The sequence below is a fragment of the Secundilactobacillus sp. MJ173 genome (assembly GCF_059704265.1).
In genome coordinates this window covers 14,573-40,789 of the sequence record NZ_BAAKGN010000034.1, presented here as the reverse complement: position 1 = coordinate 40,789, position 26,217 = coordinate 14,573, and the positions used below count along the sequence as shown (strand labels likewise).

General features: G+C 43.8%; 26 protein-coding genes. 14 read left to right on the top strand and 12 right to left on the bottom strand.

All coding sequences use genetic code 11. The features are described 5' to 3' along the window. Window positions 1–7 precede the first annotated feature (7 nt). A complete protein-coding gene (locus AC6H04_RS05205) occupies window positions 8–874 on the bottom strand; it encodes a shikimate dehydrogenase (RefSeq protein ID WP_497570675.1) in 867 nt (288 codons plus the stop codon). Window positions 875–2,268: 1,394 nt separating this feature from the next. Between AC6H04_RS05205 and AC6H04_RS05200 the strand changes: the two genes are divergently transcribed. The 9 genes from AC6H04_RS05200 to AC6H04_RS05160 all read left to right on the top strand — a co-directional run bounded on the left by AC6H04_RS05200 (window position 2,269) and on the right by AC6H04_RS05160 (window position 10,880). Continuing rightward, window positions 2,269–3,744 carry an anthranilate synthase component I family protein gene (locus tag AC6H04_RS05200; protein ID WP_497570674.1) on the top strand — a complete coding sequence of 492 codons (1,476 nt, stop codon included), beginning with the start codon at window positions 2,269–2,271 and terminating at the stop codon, window positions 3,742–3,744. Further along, complete coding sequence (locus tag AC6H04_RS05195) at window positions 3,728–4,336, top strand: anthranilate synthase component II (protein ID WP_497570673.1); 609 nt, start codon at window positions 3,728–3,730, stop codon at window positions 4,334–4,336. Before AC6H04_RS05200 ends, AC6H04_RS05195 begins: the two co-directional genes overlap by 17 nt. A 621-nt stretch (window positions 4,337–4,957) precedes the next feature. Then, on the top strand, window positions 4,958–5,980 hold the full coding sequence (trpD, locus tag AC6H04_RS05190; RefSeq protein WP_497570731.1) for an anthranilate phosphoribosyltransferase: 1,023 nt from the start codon (window positions 4,958–4,960) through the stop codon (window positions 5,978–5,980). Further along, entirely contained in the window at window positions 5,977–6,756 is a 780-nt protein-coding gene (gene trpC, locus AC6H04_RS05185) for an indole-3-glycerol phosphate synthase TrpC (protein WP_497570672.1), read from the top strand. Before trpD ends, trpC begins: the two co-directional genes overlap by 4 nt. A 4-nt stretch (window positions 6,757–6,760) precedes the next feature. Continuing rightward, a complete protein-coding gene (locus AC6H04_RS05180; RefSeq protein ID WP_497570671.1) occupies window positions 6,761–7,339 on the top strand; it encodes a phosphoribosylanthranilate isomerase in 579 nt (192 codons plus the stop codon). Window positions 7,340–7,356: 17 nt separating this feature from the next. Continuing rightward, window positions 7,357–8,571 carry a tryptophan synthase subunit beta gene (gene trpB, locus AC6H04_RS05175; RefSeq protein ID WP_497570670.1) on the top strand — a complete coding sequence of 405 codons (1,215 nt, stop codon included), beginning with the start codon at window positions 7,357–7,359 and terminating at the stop codon, window positions 8,569–8,571. Next, window positions 8,564–9,355, top strand: coding sequence for a tryptophan synthase subunit alpha (trpA, locus tag AC6H04_RS05170; protein ID WP_497570669.1), 792 nt, complete (start codon window positions 8,564–8,566; stop codon window positions 9,353–9,355). Before trpB ends, trpA begins: the two co-directional genes overlap by 8 nt. 294 nt (window positions 9,356–9,649) lie before the next feature. Then, window positions 9,650–10,072 carry a MarR family winged helix-turn-helix transcriptional regulator gene (locus AC6H04_RS05165; RefSeq protein WP_497570668.1) on the top strand — a complete coding sequence of 141 codons (423 nt, stop codon included), beginning with the start codon at window positions 9,650–9,652 and terminating at the stop codon, window positions 10,070–10,072. Window positions 10,073–10,283: 211 nt separating this feature from the next. Beyond that, window positions 10,284–10,880: an endonuclease III domain-containing protein gene (locus AC6H04_RS05160; RefSeq protein WP_497570667.1), complete on the top strand. Its 597-nt coding sequence runs from the start codon at window positions 10,284–10,286 to the stop codon at window positions 10,878–10,880. On the opposite strand, the gene AC6H04_RS05155 is transcribed toward AC6H04_RS05160, so the two are convergent. After that, window positions 10,869–11,240, bottom strand: a complete 372-nt coding sequence (locus tag AC6H04_RS05155; protein ID WP_497570666.1) for a DUF1304 domain-containing protein — start codon at window positions 11,238–11,240, stop codon at window positions 10,869–10,871. The genes AC6H04_RS05160 and AC6H04_RS05155 overlap by 12 nt on opposite strands. Before the next feature lie 11 nt (window positions 11,241–11,251). Continuing rightward, window positions 11,252–12,064, bottom strand: coding sequence for a hypothetical protein (locus AC6H04_RS05150; RefSeq protein ID WP_497570665.1), 813 nt, complete (start codon window positions 12,062–12,064; stop codon window positions 11,252–11,254). A gap of 316 nt (window positions 12,065–12,380) precedes the next feature. On the opposite strand from AC6H04_RS05150, the gene AC6H04_RS05145 reads away from it, so the two are divergent. Then, window positions 12,381–12,500: a type I toxin-antitoxin system Fst family toxin gene (locus tag AC6H04_RS05145; RefSeq protein WP_497570730.1), complete on the top strand. Its 120-nt coding sequence runs from the start codon at window positions 12,381–12,383 to the stop codon at window positions 12,498–12,500. 523 nt (window positions 12,501–13,023) lie between these two features. Here AC6H04_RS05145 and AC6H04_RS05140 read toward each other — a convergent pair. From AC6H04_RS05140 to lplA (AC6H04_RS05110), 7 genes are all read right to left on the bottom strand, one after another. Then, entirely contained in the window at window positions 13,024–13,668 is a 645-nt protein-coding gene (locus AC6H04_RS05140; protein ID WP_497570664.1) for a hypothetical protein, read from the bottom strand. A 15-nt stretch (window positions 13,669–13,683) separates the two neighbouring features. Then, complete coding sequence (locus tag AC6H04_RS05135) at window positions 13,684–14,811, bottom strand: GH25 family lysozyme (RefSeq protein WP_497570663.1); 1,128 nt, start codon at window positions 14,809–14,811, stop codon at window positions 13,684–13,686. A 15-nt stretch (window positions 14,812–14,826) separates the two neighbouring features. Continuing rightward, complete coding sequence (locus AC6H04_RS05130) at window positions 14,827–15,564, bottom strand: C40 family peptidase (protein WP_497570662.1); 738 nt, start codon at window positions 15,562–15,564, stop codon at window positions 14,827–14,829. A 720-nt stretch (window positions 15,565–16,284) separates the two neighbouring features. Further along, window positions 16,285–16,779: a hypothetical protein gene (locus tag AC6H04_RS05125; protein ID WP_497570661.1), complete on the bottom strand. Its 495-nt coding sequence runs from the start codon at window positions 16,777–16,779 to the stop codon at window positions 16,285–16,287. An 11-nt stretch (window positions 16,780–16,790) separates the two neighbouring features. Beyond that, entirely contained in the window at window positions 16,791–17,243 is a 453-nt protein-coding gene (locus AC6H04_RS05120; RefSeq protein WP_497570660.1) for a hypothetical protein, read from the bottom strand. A gap of 394 nt (window positions 17,244–17,637) precedes the next feature. Then, the gene (lplA, locus tag AC6H04_RS05115; protein WP_497570659.1) at window positions 17,638–18,648 is read right to left on the bottom strand and encodes a lipoate--protein ligase; all 1,011 of its coding nucleotides are present in this window, start codon (window positions 18,646–18,648) and stop codon (window positions 17,638–17,640) included. A 133-nt stretch (window positions 18,649–18,781) separates the two neighbouring features. Further along, the gene (lplA, locus tag AC6H04_RS05110; protein WP_497570658.1) at window positions 18,782–19,792 is read right to left on the bottom strand and encodes a lipoate--protein ligase; all 1,011 of its coding nucleotides are present in this window, start codon (window positions 19,790–19,792) and stop codon (window positions 18,782–18,784) included. A gap of 427 nt (window positions 19,793–20,219) precedes the next feature. Here lplA (AC6H04_RS05110) and AC6H04_RS05105 point away from each other — a divergent pair, with 427 nt between their 5' ends. Together AC6H04_RS05105 and AC6H04_RS05100 are read left to right on the top strand one after the other, a co-directional pair. Beyond that, window positions 20,220–20,690 carry a universal stress protein gene (locus tag AC6H04_RS05105; RefSeq protein WP_497570657.1) on the top strand — a complete coding sequence of 157 codons (471 nt, stop codon included), beginning with the start codon at window positions 20,220–20,222 and terminating at the stop codon, window positions 20,688–20,690. Between the two features lie 69 nt (window positions 20,691–20,759). After that, entirely contained in the window at window positions 20,760–21,674 is a 915-nt protein-coding gene (locus AC6H04_RS05100) for an RluA family pseudouridine synthase (RefSeq protein ID WP_497570656.1), read from the top strand. Window positions 21,675–21,723: 49 nt separating this feature from the next. On the opposite strand, the gene AC6H04_RS05095 is transcribed toward AC6H04_RS05100, so the two are convergent. Next, window positions 21,724–22,944, bottom strand: coding sequence for an ABC transporter permease (locus AC6H04_RS05095; RefSeq protein WP_497570655.1), 1,221 nt, complete (start codon window positions 22,942–22,944; stop codon window positions 21,724–21,726). After that, window positions 22,941–23,834 (bottom strand): ABC transporter ATP-binding protein, encoded by an 894-nt coding sequence (locus AC6H04_RS05090; RefSeq protein WP_497570654.1) that lies wholly within the window; start codon window positions 23,832–23,834, stop codon window positions 22,941–22,943. Before AC6H04_RS05090 ends, AC6H04_RS05095 begins: the two co-directional genes overlap by 4 nt. A gap of 231 nt (window positions 23,835–24,065) precedes the next feature. Here AC6H04_RS05090 and AC6H04_RS05085 point away from each other — a divergent pair, with 231 nt between their 5' ends. After that, entirely contained in the window at window positions 24,066–24,773 is a 708-nt protein-coding gene (locus tag AC6H04_RS05085) for a response regulator transcription factor (RefSeq protein ID WP_497570653.1), read from the top strand. Window positions 24,774–24,778: 5 nt separating this feature from the next. Next, window positions 24,779–26,164, top strand: a complete 1,386-nt coding sequence (locus AC6H04_RS05080; RefSeq protein ID WP_497570652.1) for a HAMP domain-containing sensor histidine kinase — start codon at window positions 24,779–24,781, stop codon at window positions 26,162–26,164. The last annotated feature ends 53 nt before the right edge of the window (window positions 26,165–26,217 follow it).

Sequence of the window (26,217 nt, the reverse complement as noted above, 5' to 3'; positions counted from 1 at the left end):
ATCATCCTCACTTTTTTGTGTGTTCTAATTGCTGTTTAATTGCTTCTTTAACTTGATTAACTGGCATTTGCTGACCCGTCCAGCGGTTAAATGAACCGGCTGCTTGCTGTACTAACATACCAAGACCGTTCATCGTGTGGCAGCCCTGCTGTTTAGCCTGATCTAGGAACGGGGTTTCAAGCGGTGCATAGATTGCATCAGCAACCATCTGCCCTGGATGAAGTCCCTTCATGACCGGTGGTGAAACGGGGCTGCGTGTGTCATCTGCCATCCCAAGATTAGTGGTATTAACGATAACATCCGCTTGTTGAAGCACCTTTGCCATCTGCACCTCGTCTTCATAAGGCAAAACTCGAATTCGGTCTGACCAGCTGGTAAGGCGTTGCTGTAAGGCGTTAAACGTGCTGTTTTGCCGTTTAAAGACGGTGACTTCTGCACCTTCGTTGGCCGTTGCCAGAATAATCGCTCTTCCAGCACCACCAGCGCCTAATACCGCTACTTGCCTACCAGCCACATTGACTTGCTCATCTTGCAGGGCGTGAATGAATCCCTCACCATCCGTGCTGTCGCCAATCAACTGGCCTTCTTGGTTAACGACTGTGTTGACTGCCTCAAGCTGTTTAGCCACCGGCGTTAGCTCGTCCAGATATTCAATGATCTGTTGCTTATATGGCATCGAAACGTTAATACCTTGTATCGGCAGCGCTCGCATCGATTGAACGGCACTTTCGAAGTGTGCTTGCTCAACGTCGAATGCGAGATAAACGCTGTTGATGCCTAACGCCTGAAAACTTGTGTTGTGAATCAGCGGTGACAAACTGTGCCGCGCTGGTTTGGCAATAAAGCCATATAAACTTGTGTGTGCATCAACCAATTTGTCACCTCCTTAAATTCCTAAATCAAAATAAAAACGTCTCGCAAGGTTTTGTATTCACAAAACACTGCGAGACGTTTGAACGTCGAATTTATAACAACGGAGTCTTCCGTGTCACACAGTGTTTTGAAAACTTCTGTGTGACCGGCAAGTGATGCTGAAAAACTATTGGCCGCACAGATTGCAGTGATGCGTGTCTGCAACCTGTCCGGTGTAGACACTACATTGACCAATAGTAACTAAATCGATTTAATTGTCGGTTTAATGCTTTCGTTTTCAGAATCATAATTGGAACTCCCTTTTGCTGTTTTGATTTGTTGTATAAGACAATAAACTATTAGAATAATTATGTCAAGTCTTAACCTGTTTTTAATCTTGTTTAATTTTCAAACACTCTTTAAAAAGTGCATATTCGCGGTCTTTATTACGACATCATTATTTTTGAAAAATATCTTTAAAATAACAGGTCACCACTAAACATCCTGAAATACTGATTTGATGACACTTTAAAAATAATCAAAACGACTAAGATGCTCATTATCCATGTGGAATATGACGTTGGACAACAATAGAAGATCGTTGTTACATTGAATAGAATTATTTTCGTTTATTAAAACAGTATAGATTTCATTAGTGAATATGAGAATTAAATAAGCTGATTTTTTCAACTTGACAAATTTCAAATTATTGCGTAATGTAAGTGCCAATTAAACACCGTCCATACAAACCGATGATGTGGAGATCAAGATTACCGTGCACGTAAAGAGAGTCGCCGGAGCTGAGAGTGCGACCGAACGCAGGTAGTTAAATGGACCACGGAGGGGCGCCTCGAAAGATGAGAGTGTGGAGGTTGGCGTTTAGAGACCGGTGTATAAGCTAACTAAAGCAAAAATCCTGGTTTTGGATTTATATTTTAGTTAGCTTATACATAGGTCTCTGCCAACCGCAACACGTTTAGGCTATGATGCCTATCTTGCAAGTACGGGAGCACGTACAGACATACGTCAGTTGTCGGAAATGTGATTGCGCATTTCGCTAAGGGTGATGTGAGGGAGCAGTCCCTGCATCAAATTAAGGTGGCACCGCGGAATTTGACTCCGTCCTTAACAAAAACACTTTTTAAAGTGTGGCTGTTATGGGCGGAGCTTTTTTGTTGCAGAGCGTGAGAAGAAACGTTTTGAGACCGGAGTGTAAGGCGCTTCGGTCAAAAATTCCGAACTTGGATTTTAGACTGAAGCGCCTTACATGCAGGTCTCAGTTTCTCCGAACGCGTTTCAGCAATATAACCGCAAAGGAGATCTTAATCATGACAAAAACCAACATCCAAAAACGATGGCAAACTCCAAACCCCAATATCTCTAACCCTAACAAACAATAAATTGGAGGCAATAACCATGACACTAAACGAACTACTTACCGCTGCTAAAGGTTATCCAGCAGCACCGGTAACACTAGAATTTCAGCTACCCAACTTTGACGCCGTAACGCTATTCAATACTTTAAAAGAAGCACAGGAACCTGGTTTCCTCTTAACTGGAAAACCTAAGAAGACTGAGGATGGCTATACCTTTATTGGTCTCGCTCCAAAACAAACCTTCACCTACCGTGATGGTATGCTGACAACCACGGTTGAAGGTGGCGAAACCACTACCGAAAAGACAGCCTTAAAACCAATCTTGGAAACTATTTTAAAACAGCACCAAACGCCGCTTATCCCTGGATTACCACCATTTACCGGTGGATTAATCGGCTACTTTAGCTATGATTACGCCAAGTATGCCACAACGGCACTCAAACAAAAGGTTGCCGATCCAATGAACTTGGATGATGCGGATTTGTTGCTGGTTGATCGCGTTATTGCTTACAACCACCGCCAGCAAAAAGTCACCATCAGTCAAATTGTTCCAACTGATGAATTGGCCGAACGCTACGATGATGTGCTGGCTAATTTAAAACAGCTTCAACAGCTGATTCTCAATGCTCAGCCAAAACCATTACCACGTTTTGCTTTAACCCAGCCCTTTCATTTTCAGTTCAGCCTCTCAGAATTCTCAGAACGAGTCGCAGTTGCCCAAAAACACATCGTGGACGGCGATATTTTCCAACTGATCTTCTCGAATCCGCAGCAAGCCGCTATGAGCGGTTCGTTACTGGGAGTTGCCCCAACCCTGTTCAGGGATAGCCCAAGCCCCTATCAGTTCTACTTCCATCACCGTGACTTCGAAACGTTAGGTGCGTCACCAGAAACGCTAATTACCAAACGTGGCGATACTTTGTTCACCTACCCATTGGCCGGTACCAGACGTCGCGGAGCAACTAAAGAAGAAGACGATAAATTTGCTCACGAGTTGCAGACCTCCGAGAAAGAAAAATCCGAACACAATATGCTGATTGATTTAGGCCGAAACGACTTGGGCGTTGTCAGCCAGTTTGGCTCCGTCAAAGTCACCAAGACCCGTAATCTACTGAAGTTCGCTAACGTGATGCACCTGGGCTCAACTGTAGAAAGTACTGCTGATTCGAAAGCATCCGCCATGGATATCGTCAACGCAGTTCTGCCCGCCGGAACGCTATCAGGTGCACCGAAAATCTCCGCCATGCAGATTATCGCTCAGCTGGAAAATCGCAAACGCGGTGTTTACGGTGGCTGCCTAGGTTACCTAGACTTCAGTGGTGATTTGGATCTCTGCATCGGCATTCGGCTGACTTACCGTAAAGGTGACCAAATCGTGGTTCATTCCGGTGCCGGCATCGTTGCCGACAGTATTGCGAAATACGAATATCAGGAATTTAACAACAAGGCTCGCGCAGTGGTTAACGCAATTAACACCGCAGATCAAGGAGGCGTCGCTCATGCTTTATCTAATTGATAATTACGATAGTTTCACCTATAACCTGTACCAACTCATCGGCACACTGAGTGAAGAACCCATCACCGTTGTGAAAAATGATGAACTCACGGCTGATGAACTTTTAGCCAAACACCCTACTGGAATCATTCTCTCGCCAGGTCCTGGCCGCCCGGAAGACGCCGGTAATATGATGCAAATTCTGCGCGTCTTTATTGGCCGAGTACCAATTCTGGGAGTTTGTCTCGGTCATCAAGCAATCGGTGAAGCCTATGGTGCCCAAGTGGTTCACGCACCAAAACTGATGCATGGAAAACCTTCCATGATGACCCAACAAGGTAACTCAGACATGTTCAAGAATTGCCCCATTCAATTTGAAGCCGCTCGATACCACTCACTGGTTATCGATCCTTCAACCATGCCAGGTGACTTAACCGTCACGGCAACGGCTGATGATGGCACGATTCAAGCAGTCACTGACGAGTCCAACCAAGTATACGGTGTTCAGTTTCACCCTGAATCCATCATGACCGATGCTGAAGTAGGCAAACAAATCATTAAAAATTATTTGGCTCAGATTCGCATTGCAATGGCACTTGGCAAGCTTGCATAAAATTAAATTTAGGAAAAAGTGTTGACAATATTTTCATAAAGTTTTAATCTAATGTCAATCAAATAAATTCGCTCATACAAACCAATGATGTGGAGATCAAGATTATCGTGCACGTAAAGAGAGTCGCCGGAGCTGAGAGTGCGACCGAACGCAGGTAGTTAAATGGACCACGGAGGGGCGCCCCGAAAGATTCCGAGTACGGGTGCACGTACAGACATACGTCAGTTGTCGGAAATGTGATTACGCATTTCGCTAAGGGTGATGCGAGGGTAAAGTCCCTGCATCAAATTAAGGTGGCACCGCGGAAATTAAACTCCGTCCTTAACAAAGCGCTTTTTATAGCGTGATTGTTATGGGCGGATTTTTTGTTGCCGAGCGTGAAGAGAAACGCTTTGAGACCGGAGTGTAAGAGGCTTGGGACAAAAATCCCGGTCTTGGATTTATGTTCTAAGTCTCTTACATGCAGGTCTCAGTTTCTCCGAACGCGTTTCAGCAATATAACCGCAAAGGAGATCTTAATCATGACAAATCTAAATCAAAAACGATGGCAAAGCCTTACAGCAGAATCAACTCAATTGATGAATACGAACTGACAAAAAACTGGAGGATTTTACCATGACAATGACTATCGAGAACGCAATTACTAAAGTAGCAGGCCGTAACGATTTAACTTTTAATGAAATGAACGACGTGATGAACGAAATTATGGATGGCAAAGCAAACGACATTCAAATCTCAAGTTTACTCACTGCTTTGACAGTCAAGCACGAAACGGTGCAAGAAATCGCCGGTGCTGCTAATTCAATGAGAGACCACGCCTTAACCTTTAAGGCTGGCGAACCGGTCCTTGAAATCGTTGGTACTGGTGGTGATCACGCCAACTCATTCAACATTTCAACCACTTCATCATTAGTTGCCGCAGCAGCAGGCACCCCAGTTGCTAAACATGGTAACCGGGCAGCTTCATCTAAGAGCGGTGCCGCTGACGTCCTTGAAGCTTTAGGGGTTAACATCAACGTCACACCGGAAGCCAGCGAAGGCATCTTAAACCAAATCGGTATTTGCTTCTTATTCGCCCAGGAATACCACAAGGCAATGCGCTTTGTTGCGCCAGTACGTAAGACACTTGGTATTCGGACCTTGTTCAACGTCCTTGGACCTTTAGCCAACCCCGCTCATGCTGGGATGCAACTACTGGGTGTCTACGACGATGAACTGCTTGAACCAATGGCTCACGTGCTACATGAATTAGGCGTTAAAAACGCCCTAGTCATTCACGGTACTGATGGCTTAGACGAAGCTTCCATTTCTGCCCCAACTAACGTCATTGAAGTCCGTGGCGATAACTTCAAGTCTTACACCATTACGCCAGAACAATTTGGTTTAAAGCGAGCTAAGAAGGAAGACATTGTTGGTGGCACACCTGCTGACAACGCTCAAATCACCCGCGACGTTCTGGCTGGCAAGCCAGGTCCAAAACGCGACATCGTTCTCTTAAACGCTGGTTTAGCACTCTACACCGCCCATCCAGAATTAACCATGGAAGGCGCCGTTAAGAAAGCTGCCGAAGTCATCGACAGCGGTGCTGCTGAGAAGAAATTGAACGAATTAATCGACCTCACGAAAGGAGCACAGGTAGCATGATTCTAGATGACCTTGTGGCAGCTACGAGACGCCGCCTCCAACGGGAAAAAGAACTTATTTCGGTTGACGACATGAAAGCTAAAGCCGCCGCAGCGCCAACTAAGGATCCACAAGCGGTATATGACCGCTTCAACGCTCCTGGCATTCATTTGATTGGCGAAGTCAAAAAAGCTTCCCCCTCAAAGGGCTTGATTGCCGACCAGTTCCCCTACTTAGAAATTGCTAAGGACTATGACCAACATGGTGTCAGCGCGATTTCCGTTTTGACCGAACCCGATTATTTCAAAGGTGATATTCGTTATCTGCAAGAAATTGCAGCCAACGTCAGCGTCCCCGTTTTACGAAAAGACTTCGTGATTGATTCTTACATGCTTTACCAGGCCAAAGCAGCTGGTGCCAGCATCGTGCTATTAATAGTAGCAATCCTCAGTGATCAGCAGCTGAAAGATTACTTTAAACTGGCACACGAATTGGGATTAGCAGCCTTAGTCGAAGCTCACGATGAACAAGAATTAAAACGCGCCGTCAATGTTGGTGCCAAACTGATCGGCGTGAACAACCGCGATTTAAGAACTTTCAACGTTTCATTGAATAACAGCATCAAGCTGCGCAAGCTGGTGCCTAACAATATCGCCTTCGTCGCCGAAAGCGGGATTCATACTAGAGACGACGTGAAGGTCATGGAAGCTAACCACATGAACGGCATCTTAATCGGTGAGGCTTTAATGACTGCACCGGATAAAGCTGAAAAAATTACGCAATTATTAGGAGTGTGATGACATGACGCAAATCAAAATCTGTGGCTTAATGCGAGAACAAGATACGCAGGTGGTTAATGAAGTGCACCCAGATTTCGCTGGTTTTGTATTTGCGAAAAGTCGTCGTCAAATCTCGCTGCCCACTGCTTTAAAATTTCGGCAGCTACTTGACCCATCCATTCCAACCGCTGGCGTGTTCGTGAACGAACCACTAGCCAATATGTTAAAAATTTATCACAGCGGTGCGATTCAAATCGTCCAACTTCACGGTAACGAGTCCGAAGACACCGTCAAAGCATTAAAGGATGCTGGCGCAACCGTCTTCCAAGTTTTTAAACCGGATGCCAAAATCACACCCACTGCAGCTGATTACGTGATGTTAGATAGTGGGAATGGTTCAGGAGTCACATTGGACTGGACACGAGTACCAAAAGCGCCCCACCCCTTTATCTTAGCCGGTGGACTAACACCTGAAAATGTCACGACTGCTATCAACACCGTTCACCCAGACGTAATTGACGTCTCCAGTGGTGTCGAAACCAACGGCCAAAAAGATCCTGAAAAGATTCGCGCAATCGTTGCAACTACACATGCTAACTAACGAAAGGAAACCTATCAATGACTGAACTTAATTTGGAACTTAACAAAAACACCTCCGGACGCTACGGCGAATACGGTGGTCAATATATCCCTGAAACTTTAATGAATGAACTGGATCGCATGACTAAAGCTTACGAGCATTACAAGAATGACCCAGAATTCAAAACCGAACTCCACGACTTATTAGTGGATTATGCTAACCGCCCTTCACTGCTGTACTATGCAGAACGCATGACCAAAGACCTCGGCGGCGCTCAAATTTACTTGAAGCGTGAAGACCTTAACCATACTGGTGCCCACAAGATCAACAACGTCATTGGCCAAGCCTTACTGGCAAAGCACATGGGCAAAACCCGTTTGATTGCTGAAACTGGTGCCGGCCAACATGGTGTGGCAACAGCTACCATTGCTGCCTACTTCGGTATGGAATGCGAAATTTTCATGGGTAAAGAAGATACTGACCGTCAACGTTTAAACGTTTACCGGATGGAATTATTAGGCGCCAAAGTTCACCCCGTTACCAGCGGTTCAATGGTCTTAAAGGATGCCATCAACGCGGCACTGCAAGACTGGACTAAACGGGTTGACGACACCTTCTACCTCATGGGTTCAGCTACTGGTCCACACCCTTACCCATTAATGGTTCGGGATTTCCAATCAATCATCAGCCAAGAATCAAAAAAGCAACTTCAAGAAAAGACCGGTAAATTACCAGATATGGTTGTTGCTTGTGTTGGTGGCGGTTCAAACGCCATTGGTTCATTTGCCAACTACATCGATGATCCAAGTGTCCAACTAGTTGGTGCCGAAGCTGCTGGTAAAGGTGTTGAAACTGATCTCACCGCAGCTACGGTTGAACGGGGCTCTGATGGTATCTTCCATGGTATGAAGTCCATGTTCCTGCAAAACAAGACCGGGCAAATCAACCCAGTATACTCAATTTCAGCTGGTCTTGATTACCCTGGCGTTGGTCCAGAACATGCCTACCTGGCCAAAACTGGTCGTGCTCAATACGTTGGCATTACCGATGACGAAGCCGTTCAGGCCTTTGAATACATCGCCAAAACGGAAGGTATCGTGGCGGCCATCGAAAGTTGCCATGCCGTTGCCTACGTTGAAAAAATTGCACCAAAGATGCGTAAAGATCAAATCATTGTCTGCACCCTCTCAGGTCGGGGCGACAAAGACGTAGCTTCAATCGCTAAATACAGAGGAGTGGATATTGATGAGTAAATTAACTGATGCCTTTAAAAACCAAAAAGCTTTCATCCCGTTCGTTGCAGCCAACGACCCGGACTTTGAAGGAACTGTCAACAACGTAGTCGCACTAGCTAAAGGTGGAGCCGACATTGTTGAACTTGGGATTCCCTTCTCCGATCCAATCGCTGATGGCCCAGTGATTCAAGCGGCTGATTTACGAGCATTGAAAGCCGATCCTGATTTGCCAATGGACACCATTTTCGACATGGTTAAGGAGATCCGCAAGCAAACCGACGTGCCGCTAGCGTTCCTGACTTATTTAAACATCGTCTTCCAATATGGATACGATGCCTTTACCGCTCGTTGTGAGGAACTAGGAATTTACGGGTTAGTCATTCCAGATATGCCTCTAGAAGAACGTGGTGAATTAGCGCCTATAGCTGAAAAACACAACGTTGATTTAATTCCGTTAGTTACCCCAATTTCCGCTGACCGTATCGAAAAAATTGCCGCTGCTGCCACTGGTTTTATCTACGTGGTTTCTTCATTGGGGGTTACTGGTGAACGAAGTGAATTTGCGAATGGGTTAGCTGACTTGGTTACCCGGATTCGCAAAGTGACCGATGTCCCAACCGCCATTGGTTTTGGGATTCACACGCCTGAACAAGCCACCGAAATGGCTCAAATCGCTGATGGCGCCATCGTTGGTAGTGCCTGTGTCAACATCGTAGCTGAATATGGTCGCCAAGCACCAGCAAAATTGACCGATTATACCAAACAAATGAAAGCAGCTGTTAATGCCAATCCCGTGAGATAGGGACAACTGTTTACAAAAACAGGAATCACTCTTCCAAACACTTGGATTTGTGATTCCTGTTTTTGCAGAGGTGACAGTTACAACGAACTGTTTAACCGATAGTAATAAGTGAATCATTTTATACTTAATAATGACTTACTATCAGCTTTAAACCGGTATTCTCAACCATTGTATTCCCAACTGATTTAAATTTGTTTGTCAAAATCAAGTCTTTATGGTTGTGATTGCAAGCATATACTGGTATTCTACAATCGAATTATATTTCTGAGTTATATTTTGGAGGAGGGGGTAACTATGAACACTAAAACAACCGCTAGCTTAATTCATCGTATTGCAAGTTTTGAGACTCAGTATTTGAACCAACAACTGCGCAGCTTAGACCTGAACTCTGATCAGGCCAGGGCAATCAACTTCATTGCCAGTCACCCTAATAGTATGCAGCGTGATATCGCGCACTACCTTAACCGGCAGGAGGCCAGTGTCACCAACCTATTAAAGGGGTTAGTTCGTCGCAATCTCATCGTCCGTACGATTCCGGTGGAAAACGAACGAACCAAACTGCTTTCTTTAACCCAAGCAGGTGCAGACTTAGTTGATGATATTCAAAAATCTTTTTCACAAATGAACATTCTTTTAGAAGACTCTTTGTCTGATGCTGAGGCCACAAAGTTAACCCAGCTACTGTACACGATTCAAAAACAAATTGATGTTGACTAGAATTGAATTTGTATAACCAAGGTAATATACAATTGGAATAATTGATTAAAACGTGGTCGTCTCCTTTATCCTTGAAACACTGGATAAGGAGGCTTTTTGCGCGCTCATTGTTTCAAATCGTGTACAATGTGATTAACAAGCTCCTCATAGAAAGAAGGCCTTCACCATTTCAATAGATATCAATTGGCTCTACCAAACCTTGCTGGACCACATGGGACCTTCTGGCTGGTGGCCGGCAGATGATAAACGCGACATTATTGTCGGCGCTATTTTAGTTCAAAATACTGCTTGGCAAAACGCTGCCGTGGGTTTAGATAATCTAAAACACCGCACCGGGTTGGATCCCGAAGCGGTGTTATCGTTATCGCAGACTGATTTAATTGACCTGATTCGGGCAAGCGGCTTCTACCGTAATAAGGCAAAGGCCATTCACAGCGTCTTTCGATGGTTTAATGACCGAAACTGGGACTATGCTGGTATTGCTGCAAAATCAACTCAAAAAGAGCTACGCAAACAACTACTGGCACTACCTGGCGTTGGACAGGAAACCGCGGATGTTTACCTTGTGTACGTCTTTGATTTACCAACTTTTATTGCCGATTCCTACACCCGCCGCCTCTTTAAGCACTTAGGTTACCAACAAACCGATACTTACCAGCACTTAAAACAACAGGTCACCCTGCCCGATAATTTCACCTACGAAATGGCGCAGGATTTCCACGGTCAGTTAGATGAATTCGGCAAACAGTATCTGCAGCGTGACGACACCTTTGAAGACAGTTTTCTAGCGCGAGAACTATCTAAATAGTAACAAGCTCAATAGTGCTAAAAGGCCAGGAATCCCTTGAGTCCAAGCAATCTGACGATTTACCGTTAAACCACCGAAGATACCGGCAATAAATACAAAAGCCGTGAACAGTAAGCAACCCGGCATTACCGCATTGGCGGGCATCCCAAAACGCATGAATAGTAAACCGACACCCACAAATCCGTTATACAAACCAAAATTAGCCATTGTAGCCTTAGTTTCTGGCTGCTGTTGATACCGCGTTGAAAAGCCAAAAGCCCTTTGTGCAGCAGCAGTTTGCGACCCAAACATTTCCAAACATAATATCAATAGTGCCTCTAATGCGACGATCACCACTAGCACCGTACTAATGACTGACATGTCCTTACCCCCTAAAATAATTTAGAGTCACCAGTTGGTACGAGATAAACCCCAAATGAGCCATACCCACTCGGCCAAGTATGATAGTTGCTGGTATAGCCATGCGGCGTCGCGTAGATACCAATCTGATAGCCCTTATACTTAGCCCGCTTTGACGCCGTATAGCCCTGAGCATCTAAAGCAGCGCTGACTAGTTTAGTATAATCCGTTTTGCTTGAAGTGCTGGTCCAGTTGTAAGGCGTAAAAATGCCAATGGCCGCCGAATTCTTGTTAAGTTTCGAATAAGTAGCGGTTTTGCTGACGCCGGCGTTCAAATCATTATGGGCATCATTTGAATAACTGGTATTGAGGATCGTCCCCGGAAACAGTGCCAGAATGTCCGCCTGTAATTTTGCCGCTTCACGAACCGATTTGATTCCGGCTAAGCCACCACCATAGGATTTCACTACGGCACTGTGAGCAAAAGCATCATCAGGGTTATCACCCTTCTTTAAATACGAGCAGTAAATTAAGCCCTTAATTTTACCGTTGTTATTGGTCACCTGGTAATAGTAGCCGGACTTCTTCCCCAATTGCAGTTTAACTCGCTTATCAACGTACCAAGTTGTTCGCGGATAATGTTTGAGATTATGCGTTTTTTTAGTGTGCTTTAAATCCCACATATACTTATTACTGGTGGTTTTGATGTAGTAAGGCACATCACTGTAGTCCTTGGTCTTAACGACTTTCCAGGACGTAGTCGCTTTCCCAGTCGTTGATATGGTAGCAACTCCTAAACCGCCCAGCACGAGTCCAACTGCTAATGCTGTAACACTCTTTTTCATGTGACACTCCCCCATTCGCATACATAATGTCGTTGCCTTAAATGTAGCAGAGGTAAAGGTTGGCCGCAAGGGGAGGTATTAGATTTTACTGGTCGATCTTAAAAATGAAAAATAGAACAAAAATGACCTGATCCCAATAATCAAAGGATTAGGCCATCTTTTTCAAAGTTCCAACTGCAAAAAAATGAGTACCTGTTTTTCTCCAGAGCGATGCCAAATAAGCGTCTGCGTGAGAAATCGTACAACGAGTAAAGGTTGGTCTTCGTAGATTGATTTTAATAGTGTACAATATTAATTGTCGCAACGCCTTGCACACGTGATACCGCGTCGAGAGGTGGTGACGACCTTGAATACATTTGATACCGCGATTATCGCGCCTTTACTAGTTGGGGTGATTCTACTTTGTATAGATCACTGGTTAGACGACCGAAAGTAAAGTGTGTTGCGACATCAGTCTAACAATTGGCACCACAGGTATCACCTTGTAGCGGGGTGATACTTTTTTGTTGCAAAAAAAAGACCGTTGCGGGTAGCGACCACAACGGCTGGTGATAACTTTGAACACATTTGATATGCCTACATTTTAACACGAGTGAGCCCTGTTATCTACCAAAGCCTTACAAGATTCAGAAACTTTACAGTCAGAAACGCAATTTTATGTATCGAAATTCTGGGATCACCGCGTACCCTAACTTTTGTCTTTAGTGTTGAAATTAAATGTTCCGTTAGCATCAATTTCATACATATCAGGTGTATTTGAAATATCAATAGGCATAATTTTTACCTCACTTTATTGTGATACTGCAATCGCGATTACAATGACCATTCTAGTAAGGTTGACGATGCTATGTCCCGGGTTTGTTGCAACTTATGGGATCTAAAAAAGCTGCCGAGAATTTCGACAGCCTTTTGTGATGTCACATTTGTAGTGACACCTATATTTAAATTATCTTGGAATTTTAATTAAGGACCTTTTTAGCAATCTGATAAACCGTTGCTGCTTGTTGTCCCTTCACATTTTCAACCTTTTTGTTGTTCTGCCATTTAATCTGATTGGCAGTATTATCTTGAGCACTAGAGTATACCGTTACTGCACCTTTATCGACATCCTGATTCGTGATGTCACTGTTCTTTAGCTGCTGATTGACTTGGGTAGCTAATTTTTCCGGATCAGTACGCAAGGTTTGAGTGGTATCTGTCACCGTTGTCACTGACCAGTTACCCTTCTGCCAACTCACGTAAATGTGACCCATGACACCCTGCTCCTTTGCTTTGGTACCATCGCTTAATTTCACCGTTTCGCCATTATGATCTTGATCAGAGACTGCATCCGCTGCTTTTGCTGCTGTGGATTCAGTAGTTTGCTGATAAGTGGCAGTTGGCTCAGACTGACCCGATTGCTGATAAGTCACTTTTGCGTTGGCCGTTGTTCCCGTTACTTTTTTTACCGTAGCCGTTTGATTACTGGTTTGAACCGTCTTAGGCACTGATAAATCCGCAGTAGTTGGTTGGTCATTCCCATGTACAAGTGGCCCTGCAAAGATAACCGCTGATAACAATCCCGTTACCAAGATACCGGCTGGAATTAAAACGCGTTTCTTCATATTGATCACTCCTTCCTACTTCGTCGCGTTAGCGTTTACGTAACCCATCCAAGTGTTGCCATCATAAAGTGAGTAGTAAACTTTTCCGTTACCAGCAGTATAAGTATATTTAGCCGTATACGAACGACCATTCAGATTCGTACTGTTGTACTTAGCAGTCGCAAATAAGAGGCTATTCCACAAACTATATCCGTTCTTCTTCAACGTCACCGTCTGGTTATAAGCGACTGGTTTCATGACCGTCATAGCATTCTTATTAACGTACCCGGCCCATTTACCATGCTTATCATAGAGCGAATAGTAGGTCGAACCATTGTAATGGTTGTAGTAGTACTTGGCCGTGTAGTCGGTCCCCACTTTAGTCGTCCCTTTTTTACTTGAGAAAACTAGATTGCCCCAAATGGTGTAATTAGCCTTGGAAACCGTCACTACCTTGTTGTAGCTGATGGCCCGTGACGATAAGAACCAGCTGGTGTTCTTAACGTGCTTCTTGCTAGCATCCACATTTTGATTCAGTGCAGAAGAATGCCAAGCATCCGTGTACTGCCATAGGACGTGGCTCATACTTGGTTCCGCTGACTGATAGGCAGCTAACCAGTAGCCGTCATAGTTCTTCATGGACGTGGCGGCGTACTCGTTGGCGAAGCTTTGATAGGAATAAAACAAGATCCGTTTATGTAGCGCTTTAGACCGCAATTCGCTGTACCACGCCGCGGTCGCGCTGTTAGTCGTTCCGCTAGTAACGGTCTGATCTTCATAATCGTTGACATAAAAAGCAGCAGATGGCGCACGGGAATAAAGATCTGAGGCTTCAGTTTTAGCGTCTGACGTACTGCTGTACTGACTAAACGAATAGACACCGTACTTCAGACCATATTTTTCGCAGAGGGCAGCATTATTGGCAAAGTCTTTATCTTTGTAATCACTGCCGTACTGAACGCGTAGTATTACGAACGGAACAGTCTTCTTTAAATTCTGTACTTCGGTAGCTGTGAGCGCTCCCTGCCATTCCGATAAATCCGGAATTGAAGTCCCCACTGCTGCATGTGCTGTTGTTTGAATGGCCATAGCGCCGCTAAATAGTGCTAGACTGCATACGACCCATTTGAGACAGGTAATTTTTAACTGTTTTAAGTTCATCATTTATTCACCTCGGACCTACGATAACGTCACTGGACGCGCATAACCGACCACGTGCCACCACGGTGCGGAAATCGCTTCAGTAATGACCCCGTAGTTTTGAGCGTCGATCATTTTACCATCACCCGCAACGATGCCGACGTGGGAAATACTGCTGGTACTGCCACCAAAGAAGGCTAAATCACCCGTCTTTAAATTAGCTTTGCTGACGTGGGCATATGTGTTGTATTGCGATTGAGCAGTCCGTGGCAACGACTTATCTGCTGCTTTCTGGTAAACGTACTTTGTTAACCCAGAACAGTCAAACGCACTGGGACCGTTACCGCCATAGCTATAGGGTTTGCCTAACTGTTTTTTAGCGTAACTGAGAACGGTCGCTGAGGTGGCACCAGCTTTTAAATAACCGTGCCAGATCCAGCCAGAAACGCTTTTGCTCTTATTGGTGATGTAGTAATAAAGATATGTAACACCGTTTGATTTCTTCATATACATTTTTTTGGTAGCTTCCCAAGTGGTATTGGGATAATTTGATAACGAATGGGTCTTTTTGCTGAACGTGATAGCACTGCCATTCAAACTTAAGTTGTAAGTGCCACCCTTTGTTGATTTCCTAACGTAAGTCTTTGGTGTCATATTACTTTGACTAACCAATGTGGCATCCGCCGCACTAGCTTGCGTTTGAACACCAAAGAACAGGCAACATACAAAGCTCAATGCCACGATTAGTCCAATCCGAAGATGATATTTTCGACTCATTTAAAACACTCCCTTACTTGATTTCACCATCCACATTACGCTGGTAATATAACGGGAGCGTTACATCAATCTTGCATAAAAATTAACAATAAGTGACACGAAATGCATTTGCAATCATTTTGTTATAATTATAGCTTGGTCCTTGTTATATCAGTTATTTTGCTAATTTGTGTACCTTAAATGAAACTTAAAGCGATCACTATATTTGAATAATTATAAATTAAGCATAAAAAATATCATTGTATCTCACGCATAATAAAGGGTTGTGCCATAAGTCTATATTAGCAGGTATTTCAATCAATTTTTCAACAAAAAATAGTGATTCCTGTCCTTGGGTTCAGCGCTTCAGCATTGACTAATCGTGTTCCAAAACTCAGATTTCTGCCATTTAACGCAAATAAAACCCATCCCGATGAAGTGCATCGGAATGAGTTTTACTCACGTTAAATTCTGGAATCTACCAAGTTTTGTCACACAAAAAAAGACGCCCCATCACTGGGACGCCCATACAGCCACTTAGCCGAAACTAAATGGGTTCTCAAAAATCCACATTTCCTTTGAACCAAGGCAGCCGCATATCCGGCGGTGTTACATTGCCTGCTGTGCAAAAAAATCACCTAGTTGCTCGCGCAAACCGCTATTGCTAGCGACGTGATATTCTCGACTCATCGCATGTAGAGTATCATAGCACGGATTGATGCCAGAAGCAAATCGACATCTTTATTCGTCGGTCGTTTCTGCATCCTCATCTTCGTCTTTCTTTTCTTGGTTTTCTTTGATTTGATCTAACTGCTTCTCCAACCACGTTGCGATGGCAGTCGCCATATCGGCTTGATGACTGACAAAATCATCTGCCGAAGCCACCTTATCAATTCGCATAGAAGACGCATTAACATCTGGTGATTCGATGATACTATAAACACTGATTGGCAAAGTATCATCATCTGCCAACATCTTCTTCATAGCGTTCAGATAACGTAATGGCAAGTTAACCACGCTAGTTTCCAGATGTACTTGAATATCAGCATCCGTTAAAGTCAGCGTAGCCTGTGCCAATTGATGATCATCAATTGCTTTAACGATCATATTGACCATTGGCTCAAGTGATTTAACCGCGCCATTCTTTTTGATTTCAGCTAAACTGCTACCAAAATTCTGTGTGTCATAATTTTCAGCTTCAACTTCTTCAACGAAGTCCTTTACTAAACTTTCCATAGTTACCTCGATTACTTATTTTGTTTGGCTTTTTCCTGCTGCATCTTTTTAATTTCTTCCAGCTTATCATTATCACGTTTATTATCAAGCCAGTGACGATATCGGAATGCCAATACCATCCAGTAGCCGTTAAAGAGAATGACTAAGAAGTCCGCCAAGATAACCGCCGCTTTGATACTGAGGATTGCTTTGCTGCTAAACATCACCGTTACAATACCATTAAATAGGCCAAATGAATAGATGATGATCACCATCGCCAAGACGTAGTAGCCAGAATTATGACCTAAAGCGCCCCAAATCATGGGTAACGCGTAAAGCACCAGTGAAATAATCAGGGAACTAATAATGGCTTTCATCTGAAAGGGATGCCCTAACGCGACCAGTTTAGATGACATCACGAGGTTCATCGCGGAAAAGAGCACCCACGAAACGATGCCAAGTGTGATTAATTTTTGCTTAAGCATGTAATTCTCCTTAATCGTTATTAATAGTTCAAATTGTAGCATAGTTCGCCATTAAAAATACAGGTTTGCTCCGAGCAATGTGTGCTGGGGTAAACCTGTATTTGTTTTGATGTTTGTGTTTATTGAGTTGTGGTTGGTTAGCTTTTACATAGCCGAATCGGGCTACAACAGGCAGAGACTTGCACCTAAGCCAATACCGGTATAAATCCAAAACCGGGATTTTTACCGGCATTAACTTAGGCTCCAGTCTCTAACCGCCTGTTTTCGCACCTTGGCTGAATCGGGCTACTCCAAGCAGAGAGCTGCATGTAAGTCACTTTCGGTACAAATCCAAGTTCGGGATTTCCACCGAAAGCGTCTTACACTCCGCTCTCTAACCGCTTGGTTCCGCACCTTATGCCAACAAATCCACCAACTGCTCCTTTTTGATACCCATGAAATACTGACTAATATCTACATCAGCAAACGCCTTTTCCAAGTTTTCACGGTCATACCGGATTCCCTTTAGCTGTTCAGCTAATTCGCTGGCATCCTTTGGCCCGAAGAAATCACCGAAGAACTTGATCTGTGAGATCTTGCCTTGTTCTACTAAAATCCGGGCATCAATGGTACCTGAATCAAAGTGTTGACGCTTCTTTACCGTAAATTCTGGTGAAGTACCGTAAACCCAGTCCCAGTTGTTGTAGTACTGTTCATAGATCTTATCGATTTCTTTTTGTTCATCAGGGGTAACCACGTATTCTTTATCCTTGATTTCATCCAAGCTATCTACATGGAATAATTCCTTCAACAGCTTATCACGGAATTCAGGTACCGTAATGTTTTGATATTCAGGTGCCAAGTATGGCTTCAAGTTCGTCACACGAGAACGGACTGATTTGATTCCCTTTGAGGCAATCTTATCTTCTGGCACGTTCAAAGCATCTGCAATGACGTTTTGATCAACATCCAGCATCAACGTCCCATGGGAGAAGGTCTTACCATTCTTAGTATACATTGCGTTACCAGAGAACTTCTTGCCGTCAACTAAGATATCGTTACGACCAGAAACTTCTACTGACGTTGCGCCCATGTCATGTAAGGCATCGACAATTGGTTGAACGAAAGACTTGAAGTCCCCGAACTGTTCAGAGTTACTATCCAGCACGAAGCTGAAGCACAGGTTACCGAGGTCTTGATAAACCGCACCCCCGCCAGAAAGACGACGAGTGACAGTAATATTGTGTTCCTCAACGTATTTTTGGTTAATTTCTTCTAAAGTATTTTGGTTACGGCCAACAATGATACATGGCTTTTCGTAATAGAAAAGCACTAAAGGTTCACCGAAATCCTTATTGTTCATTAAATATTGTTCAGTAGCTAAGTTACGCCCAATATCGTGGGCTGTCATAGAAACATACCGCATGTCCAAACTTCCCTTCCAAATATTAATAACCAATCTTGTAACTTTTGTAACCGACTTTCATTTTACCATATTCATGTAAGGGGTTACAGTTTGGACACTTAAATTGTGCACGAAAAAAGCATTGAACTCGCTCCTAACCTAGAAACTGCACAAACTCATCCAGTGTGATACCAGCAAAATAGTCGCCAACATTGACATGGGCTAGCGCCTTTCGCAGCGATGGCTGGTCATAACGAACATCCTTAAGCAATTTGGCCAGATCAACCGCATACTTTTCACCGAAGAAATCGCCAAAGAAAGTCACTTGCTTAATACGGCCCTTTTCTACTAATACCCGAGCGTCAATTGTCCCTGCATCAAAGTGTTGCCGCCTCTTCACCGTAAATTCTGGCGAAGTGCCATAGACCCAGTCCCAGTTATTGTAGTAGTCATCGTAAAGCTTCTGAATCTGCTTTTTATCTTCATCCGTTAGATGATAAGCTTTGTCAGCCACCTTAGCGAGATCATCCACGGCATAGACTTTCCGCAAAATCGTATCGCGGAACTCCGCAATCGTTAAGTTTTGATATTCCGGCTTTAAATAGGGTTTCAGATTCGTCACCCGTGAGCGCACCGACTTGATCCCCTTCGAAGCAATCTTATCTTTTGGCACATTTAAGGCGTGCGCAATCACGCTTTGATCGACGTCATACATCAACGTGCCGTGAGAAAACATCTTGTTATTCTTCACGTACATCGCGTTACCGGAGAATTTTTTACCGTTCACTAAAATATCATTCCGGCCAGATACCTCGATTGACGTGGCACCCATTTCTTTTAGGGCATCAACAATGGGCTTCGTAAAGGCCTTAAAGTCGCCAAATCGGTCATCGTCGCGATCCACCACGAAGCTAAAAGAAACGTTGCCGAGATCATCATACACAGCACCGCCACCGGATAACCGACGCGTCACTTGAATATTATGCTTTGCCACGTAATCCTGATTAATTTCTTCTAAAGTATTTTGATTCCGACCAACGATAATGCAGGGCTTTTGGTAGTAAAACAGTAAAATGGGTTCATCAAAGTCTTTATTATTCATCAGATATTGCTCAGTTGCTAGATTATAACCGATATCTTCTGTTTCCATATTGTAATAGTACATAAACCAGTTGCTCCTTCTAATGGTTTTACTCTAAGTTTACCGCATTATAGGTAAAATGAAACCGCTGTAATCAGCTTAATACTAATTACAGCGGTCCCTTAATGACGGCCGTAGTCGCCATTCAGTTCTATACTGTTATTATGTAACTTTGCGCTTAAAATAACAACGATTTAGTCCACGAAAAGGCTTCCAGAGATAGCGCCAATTATGAAAGCTTTGAAACGACCTAGCTTCTCTCTTTTACTTATTGATCAATTACCAATCAATCCAATCCGGTAATAACAAGTTTTCATTTTCCTAATACTAATGGCTAAATTATGGTAAAATAAAGGGTGAAGTACTAGTGGTTCGTTTTGTTGGGCAAAACCATGGCGTGCTTACGAAAAGGTTTTATGATGGATTTATTATTTGTGAGGGAGTGGCGTATATGGACCAGCAATACAATAACATTCTTGCACCGGTTGATGGATCAAAAGCCACTGATCCGGTGTTAGACAAAGCAATCGAAGTCGCTAAGTTAAACGATACTCATTTGGATATCTTAAACGTCTTGGAAGTTAACCAGTTCAGTGACACTTATGGCGGTGCTGTTAGTGGCGACGTGATTTACAAGCTTTCAGAAGACGTGCAAGCACGCCTAAACGAGTTAAAACAAAAGGCCTTGGACGCAGGCGTTAAGTCAGTTGATATTCACGTTCGGTTTGGTAACCCTAAACCAGTTATCGCCCGTGAATTTCCTGCTGACCATGATACTCAACTCATCGTCATTGGTTCAACCGGTTTAACCGCTGTTGAACGCTTGATGATTGGCTCAGTTACCAACTATGTTAGCCGTTCAGCTGTCTGCGATGTCTTGATCGTTAAGCCTGCCGAATTAGCAAAGTTAGATAAGAAATAATTCGTTAGATGTTAGACACCAAGCACCCTTGCCCATTCTCGGGTAAGGGTGCTTTTTGGAGGAAACGCAATGACTCAACCCACACAGTGGCAGTTCACTACACACTTACCACGCGATTTTCAATCTAAGCCGCTACGCCAGTTACTGATGACCGACTGGTATCTGCCAAAACATTTAGTTTTTAGTTTAAAACGCGGTGAACGGGTATTAGTGAATGACCACTATCTGCCCGTCAATTTCGACGTACATCCTGGAGACCAAGTCACACTTACGTTTTTAGCGACAGATTTTGAGCATCCGTATTCAAACGTCACTCCAGACAGTGCTGCCACGGTTAGCGTGCTGTATGAAGATGCCAACTTACTGGTAGTCAACAAAACTCAGGGCAGCAAAACCCATCCCAACCAGCCTGGCGAAGTTGGCACAACTCTGAATCACGTAGCCGCTTATTTAGCACCAAAGAATCAGCAGCCCTACGTCATCAACCGACTGGATCAAGAAACCAGTGGCGCATTACTCATCGCAAAGAATCCGGCTGTCGTACCCGTCTTAGTTCGTTTAGTTAAGGAAAAATTAGTTCGCCGGACGTACCTGACGTGGATTCACGGTCGCCTTAATAGTTCACAAGGTCTTATCGCAATGCCGATTGGCCGCAACTTAGCTGATAAGCGAAAACGGCAGCTAAACGGTGACCACCCGCAAATGGCTATCACCCGTTACAAAGTCATCAGTCGCAAACCAAACGCCACCTTAGTTGCCGTTCAACTACAAACCGGTCGCACCCACCAAATCCGGGTCCACTTTGCTGGCCTCGGTCACCCTATCGTTGGCGACCCGTTGTACGCTAATGATCCACGCCAACAACGGTTACTGTTGCATAGTTGGCAATTACGCCTACCGCTCCCTTTTTCGTTGAACCACATCACGCTAACAGCCAGTTTGCCAGAGCCATTTCTGCAGTTTGAGCAACAATCGTTCAAATAGAGCCAACCGTTATCTTCGATTTGAAATAACGATTGGCTCTAATTTCTTTCTATTTATAAGCCACACCCTTACGCAGTCGCTGCCAGAAATGACTTTCATCCGCCTGTAAAATCAGGCCCTTGTAGATACTGCTGATATACCAGGTTAAACCGATAATCGTCAAGATCAAAATTCCTAGTGACATGCTAATTTCCACTAGACTAGCCGATTGATTGATGATCCTCAGCGGCATAAAGTACGATGAGAAAAATGGTACGTAGGACATGATCTTAACCACCAATGCATCCGCATTATTCTGAAACGGAAAGGTTGCAAAGAAAGCGATCATACTCAGATAAACAGCCGGATACGCCGCTTTTGAAGCATCTTCAGCCTTAGAAACTAACGCACCGCTAAAGGCTGCTAATATCGTATAGACAATCACACCTAAGAATAAGAACAGTAGGTTGACGTTAACGAGATTATGAACCACCTGATTAACTAATGAACCATACTGATCAAAGAAGGGTTTCGCCATGTTCATCTGTTTAGCTGCGACTAAACTTGCCCAGCCACCGATCAGATATACCAGCAGTTGCGTTGCAATCACCATTAGCACACCCAGAATCTTACCACAGAAATACTTTGCTGCAGTGGTACTGGAAAAGACCATTTCCATCACTTTGGTTCCCTTTTCCGAAGCAATTTCCTGCGCGGTAATCGACGAATAAGTCGTTAAAATCATGTAAACCATGAAGACGAGAATCCAGAATGAAACCATTCGGGCCAACTTAACGATCCCTTCACGCTTCTGCACAATCTGTTCAACGGTTGGCTGCACTGATAACTGTTTCAATTGTTGCTTCGTCAATTTGGCTTGTACCACGTTACTTTGAGTCTGCAGTTTGGCCAAGTAACCCGTTAATTGCGCCTTGTCTGACGTTGACATGGCCTCTTTGCCGTGATAAACCGCGCTATACTGCTTACCTTCTTTCAAAATGACGTAGCCGCTAATCTTGTTTTCCTTCAGCGCATGCTTAGCTGCCTTCACCGTTGTTAGCTTGGTATCCACATTATCTTTACCAGTAACTTGAATATAGCCTTTACGAAGCGCTGGTTGCTGAGCAATTACCGCAATATCCTCGCTACTACTAGTTGAATTGGCGGAGATAAACCCCACCCCAAAAGAAATCAGCAGCATAATAAATGGCGACAGCACCAAAATCACGAAACTCCACGATTTCACCTGACGTAAATAAGTCGTTAGTGTCACGATCCACATCTTTTTCATCTGGGGTCACCCGCTTTCAATCGAAAAATCTCATCTAGGGTTGGCGGTTGTTGGCTGAATTCCTCCATATATTCACCGTTAGAAAGACGTTGGAAAATCTGTCGACCAGCTGCCGGATCATCCACCCTTAATCGATAACGATGGGGTGACAGTTCCGCAACCTCCACCACGTGAGGTAACTGCGATAACTGTGCTGTCGACCAATCCGTAGTGACAAAAATTTCATTTTTACCAAATTTCTCACGAATGGACCGAATTTCACCGTGCAGTACCATCTCACCCTTACGCATCATGACCAACTCGTCGCAAAGTGCTTCCACGTTGCCCATATCATGACTGGAAAAGATGATCGCCGCCCCGTCCTTCTTCGCGTTTAAAATCGCCTGCTCCAAAATATCGACGTTTACTGGATCTAGGCCACTAAAGGGCTCATCCAGAATAATCAGCGACGGTCGATGAATCAGCGTACAAATCAGTTGAACTTTCTGCTGATTGCCTTTGGATAAAGACTTGATCTTATCGGTCTTTTTCCCTTTTACTTCGAACCGCTTCATCCACTGATCAATGGCCGGCTTAATCTGCTTAGCAGACTTCCCTTTAAGCCGTGCTAGGTGTAAAATCTGCTGTTCTACCGTCATTTTGGGCATCAGACTACGTTCTTCTGGTAAATAACCAATTTGATTAAAAACCTGCTCGTTGATTGGCTGATCATTCCAAGTGATGCGGCCATCATAATGAATGAAGCTTAAGATGCTGTGAAAAGTAGTTGATTTACCAGCACCGTTTTGACCAATCAAACCCAGAATTTCGCCTTTTTCCACGTTATACGTGACATCATTTAATGCCTGCAGTTCTCCAAAGTGTTTTGATAAATGCTCAATTTTTAACAATATCAGTTGCCCCCCTTTTTCCGTGCATACGATCCTGTGTTCATCATACCAAAGGAGGCGAAACTTTTGGGTATGAAAGACAAAATATAGGACAGCCATTTTAATAAATTTAGTAAAAATAGTTACAAAACAGCTTAGTTTCATTCCAACCTAGGTTTCAACTGATAGATGATGGTATAGTATAATCACAAAATCATTCATTGTTTCACATCTAAACTTGGAGGATGTCCCTTGAAAACGAAAATTTTATTAGTAGAAGACGAAGCTGCTCTAGCTGACTCCTTAACAACTGAATTTGAACTTGAACTTGATAATGTAGAAGTGATTTGGGCTAAAGACGGTCTGGAAGCACTGGATAAATTTCGTGATAACCAAGCAAACCTTGGTTTAATTGTACTGGACTGGATGCTGCCACATCTTGACGGTTTTAGTGTGCTACGGCGGATTAGGAAAACCAGTCAAGTCCCGATCATTATGCTGACTGCTCGGGATTATATTGGTGACAAAGTGGCTGGACTAACTGGCGGGGCTGATGACTATGTTACTAAGCCATTCGAGATGGAAGAACTGATTGCCCGCGTTGAAGTGGCATTACGTCACAGTGCGCCCGCTCAGGAAACCGCAACAGTTTATACAGTTTCAGATTTAACTGTGGATACTGAAAATAAACGCGTTTCGCATAATGGCAAAATTATTCCATTGACCCAACGAGAATACGAATTACTGGTAGTGTTAATTACCCATGAAAATGAACCCTGCTCACGTGAATCACTCCTGGATAGCGTCTGGGGCGTGGATTTTGACGGTCAACCTAATATCTTAGATGTTTATATCAAAAACCTACGTACTAAAATCGATTCCGTTCACAATCAGCAAAAATTAATCCACACCGTTCGAGGAGTTGGCTATATGTTGTCTGAAAACGTCCAAGAAAGGTGAGCCACATGAAAAAAGGAAAGCAGCGTAATCAATCAAGCGCGGCTATCATGCTTCGAAGTTTAATCACCATGGTGGTTGTTCTTACCCTTGCCTTAGGACTGATGATTATTTTAGCTGTGGGTCACCAGTTGCTAAGAGAAGTCGCCTCGAACACCGTTAACATTACTAACAGTCTCATCAAAGTCAATATTGATGGCGATGATGACTGGAAAAGCTGGCGTAAAAACAGTACGTTAGACACCAGTGCAAGTTATGTTTACGTACATAATCGTCGTAAGGATGCTAAAACCGAATATTATTTTTCACCGAATGCACGTGATCTTTTGAAGGTTAAGCCAGTAAAAGTACCGTTAGTCCCACACGTTTACTATCGTCCTGGCTTTGGTTTCCTCTATCACCGGCTGGTTCACGCCCGCGGCATCAGCTACACTCTTTGGCAAAATATGTACTCACAGTTGGCTGTACTCTTCCGGGTCATTGAAGTGACAGGATTCTTACTCATCTTGACTTTACTTGTCGCACCGCTGTATATTCGGCGGCTGACCAAGCGACTGACTGATCCCGTGTCGAGCCTTTCTCAAACGACCAAAATAATCGCTGCTGCCAAGGAACCAGGCTCCATGAAATTACCGGTTCCTAATCGGCCAATGGAAGTTAGCGAACTGGCCACCAACTTTAACGAACTTTTAGGTAAACTGGAAAAACGACAAGAACAGCAAAAGCTTTTCGTCATGAATGCTGCCCATGAATTACGGACACCGATTGCAACCATTCGCAGCCATGCGCAATTGATTGAACGTCATGGTAAGGAACATCCAGAGATCATCGAAAAATCAGTCCGCTACATTACCGAAGAATCTCGTCAAATGCAGCAATTGATCGAAGAACTGCTGGCATTATCACGAGCTGATCGCTTAGTGTTGGAAGTTCAGACCCTTGATCTAAGTGCAGTTGTGGCAAATACCGTTCAGAAAATGACGGAAACGTTCCCACAAACTTTCAAGACTGAGATAGCGCCAAATGTGCACCTCACTGGTAACGAAAATGCGATTGAGCAAATTCTCAACAGTATCTTGACTAACGCATCAAAATATTCTCCTAAAGACAGTACGATTAAAATCAGTCTGATTCAAACTGAAGATGGTGATTCGCAAATCGCCATCAAGGATCAGGGACGCGGTATTAGTGACGAAGATAAAGCACATATTTTTGAACGGTTTTATCGGAGCGCAGATGTTCGCGGTTCCGTTTCGGGAACTGGTCTAGGACTGGCAATCGCCTCACAATTAACAGAACTTCTCGGTGGTGACCTAAGTGTTAAGGATAATCACCCAACTGGCACGATTTTTACTCTGAAAATGGCATCTAGTTCCACACAAGCAAAAGCTTAATATAAGCCACAAAAAAACTTCTCAAATTTTTTTGAGAAGTTTTTTTGTGGCTT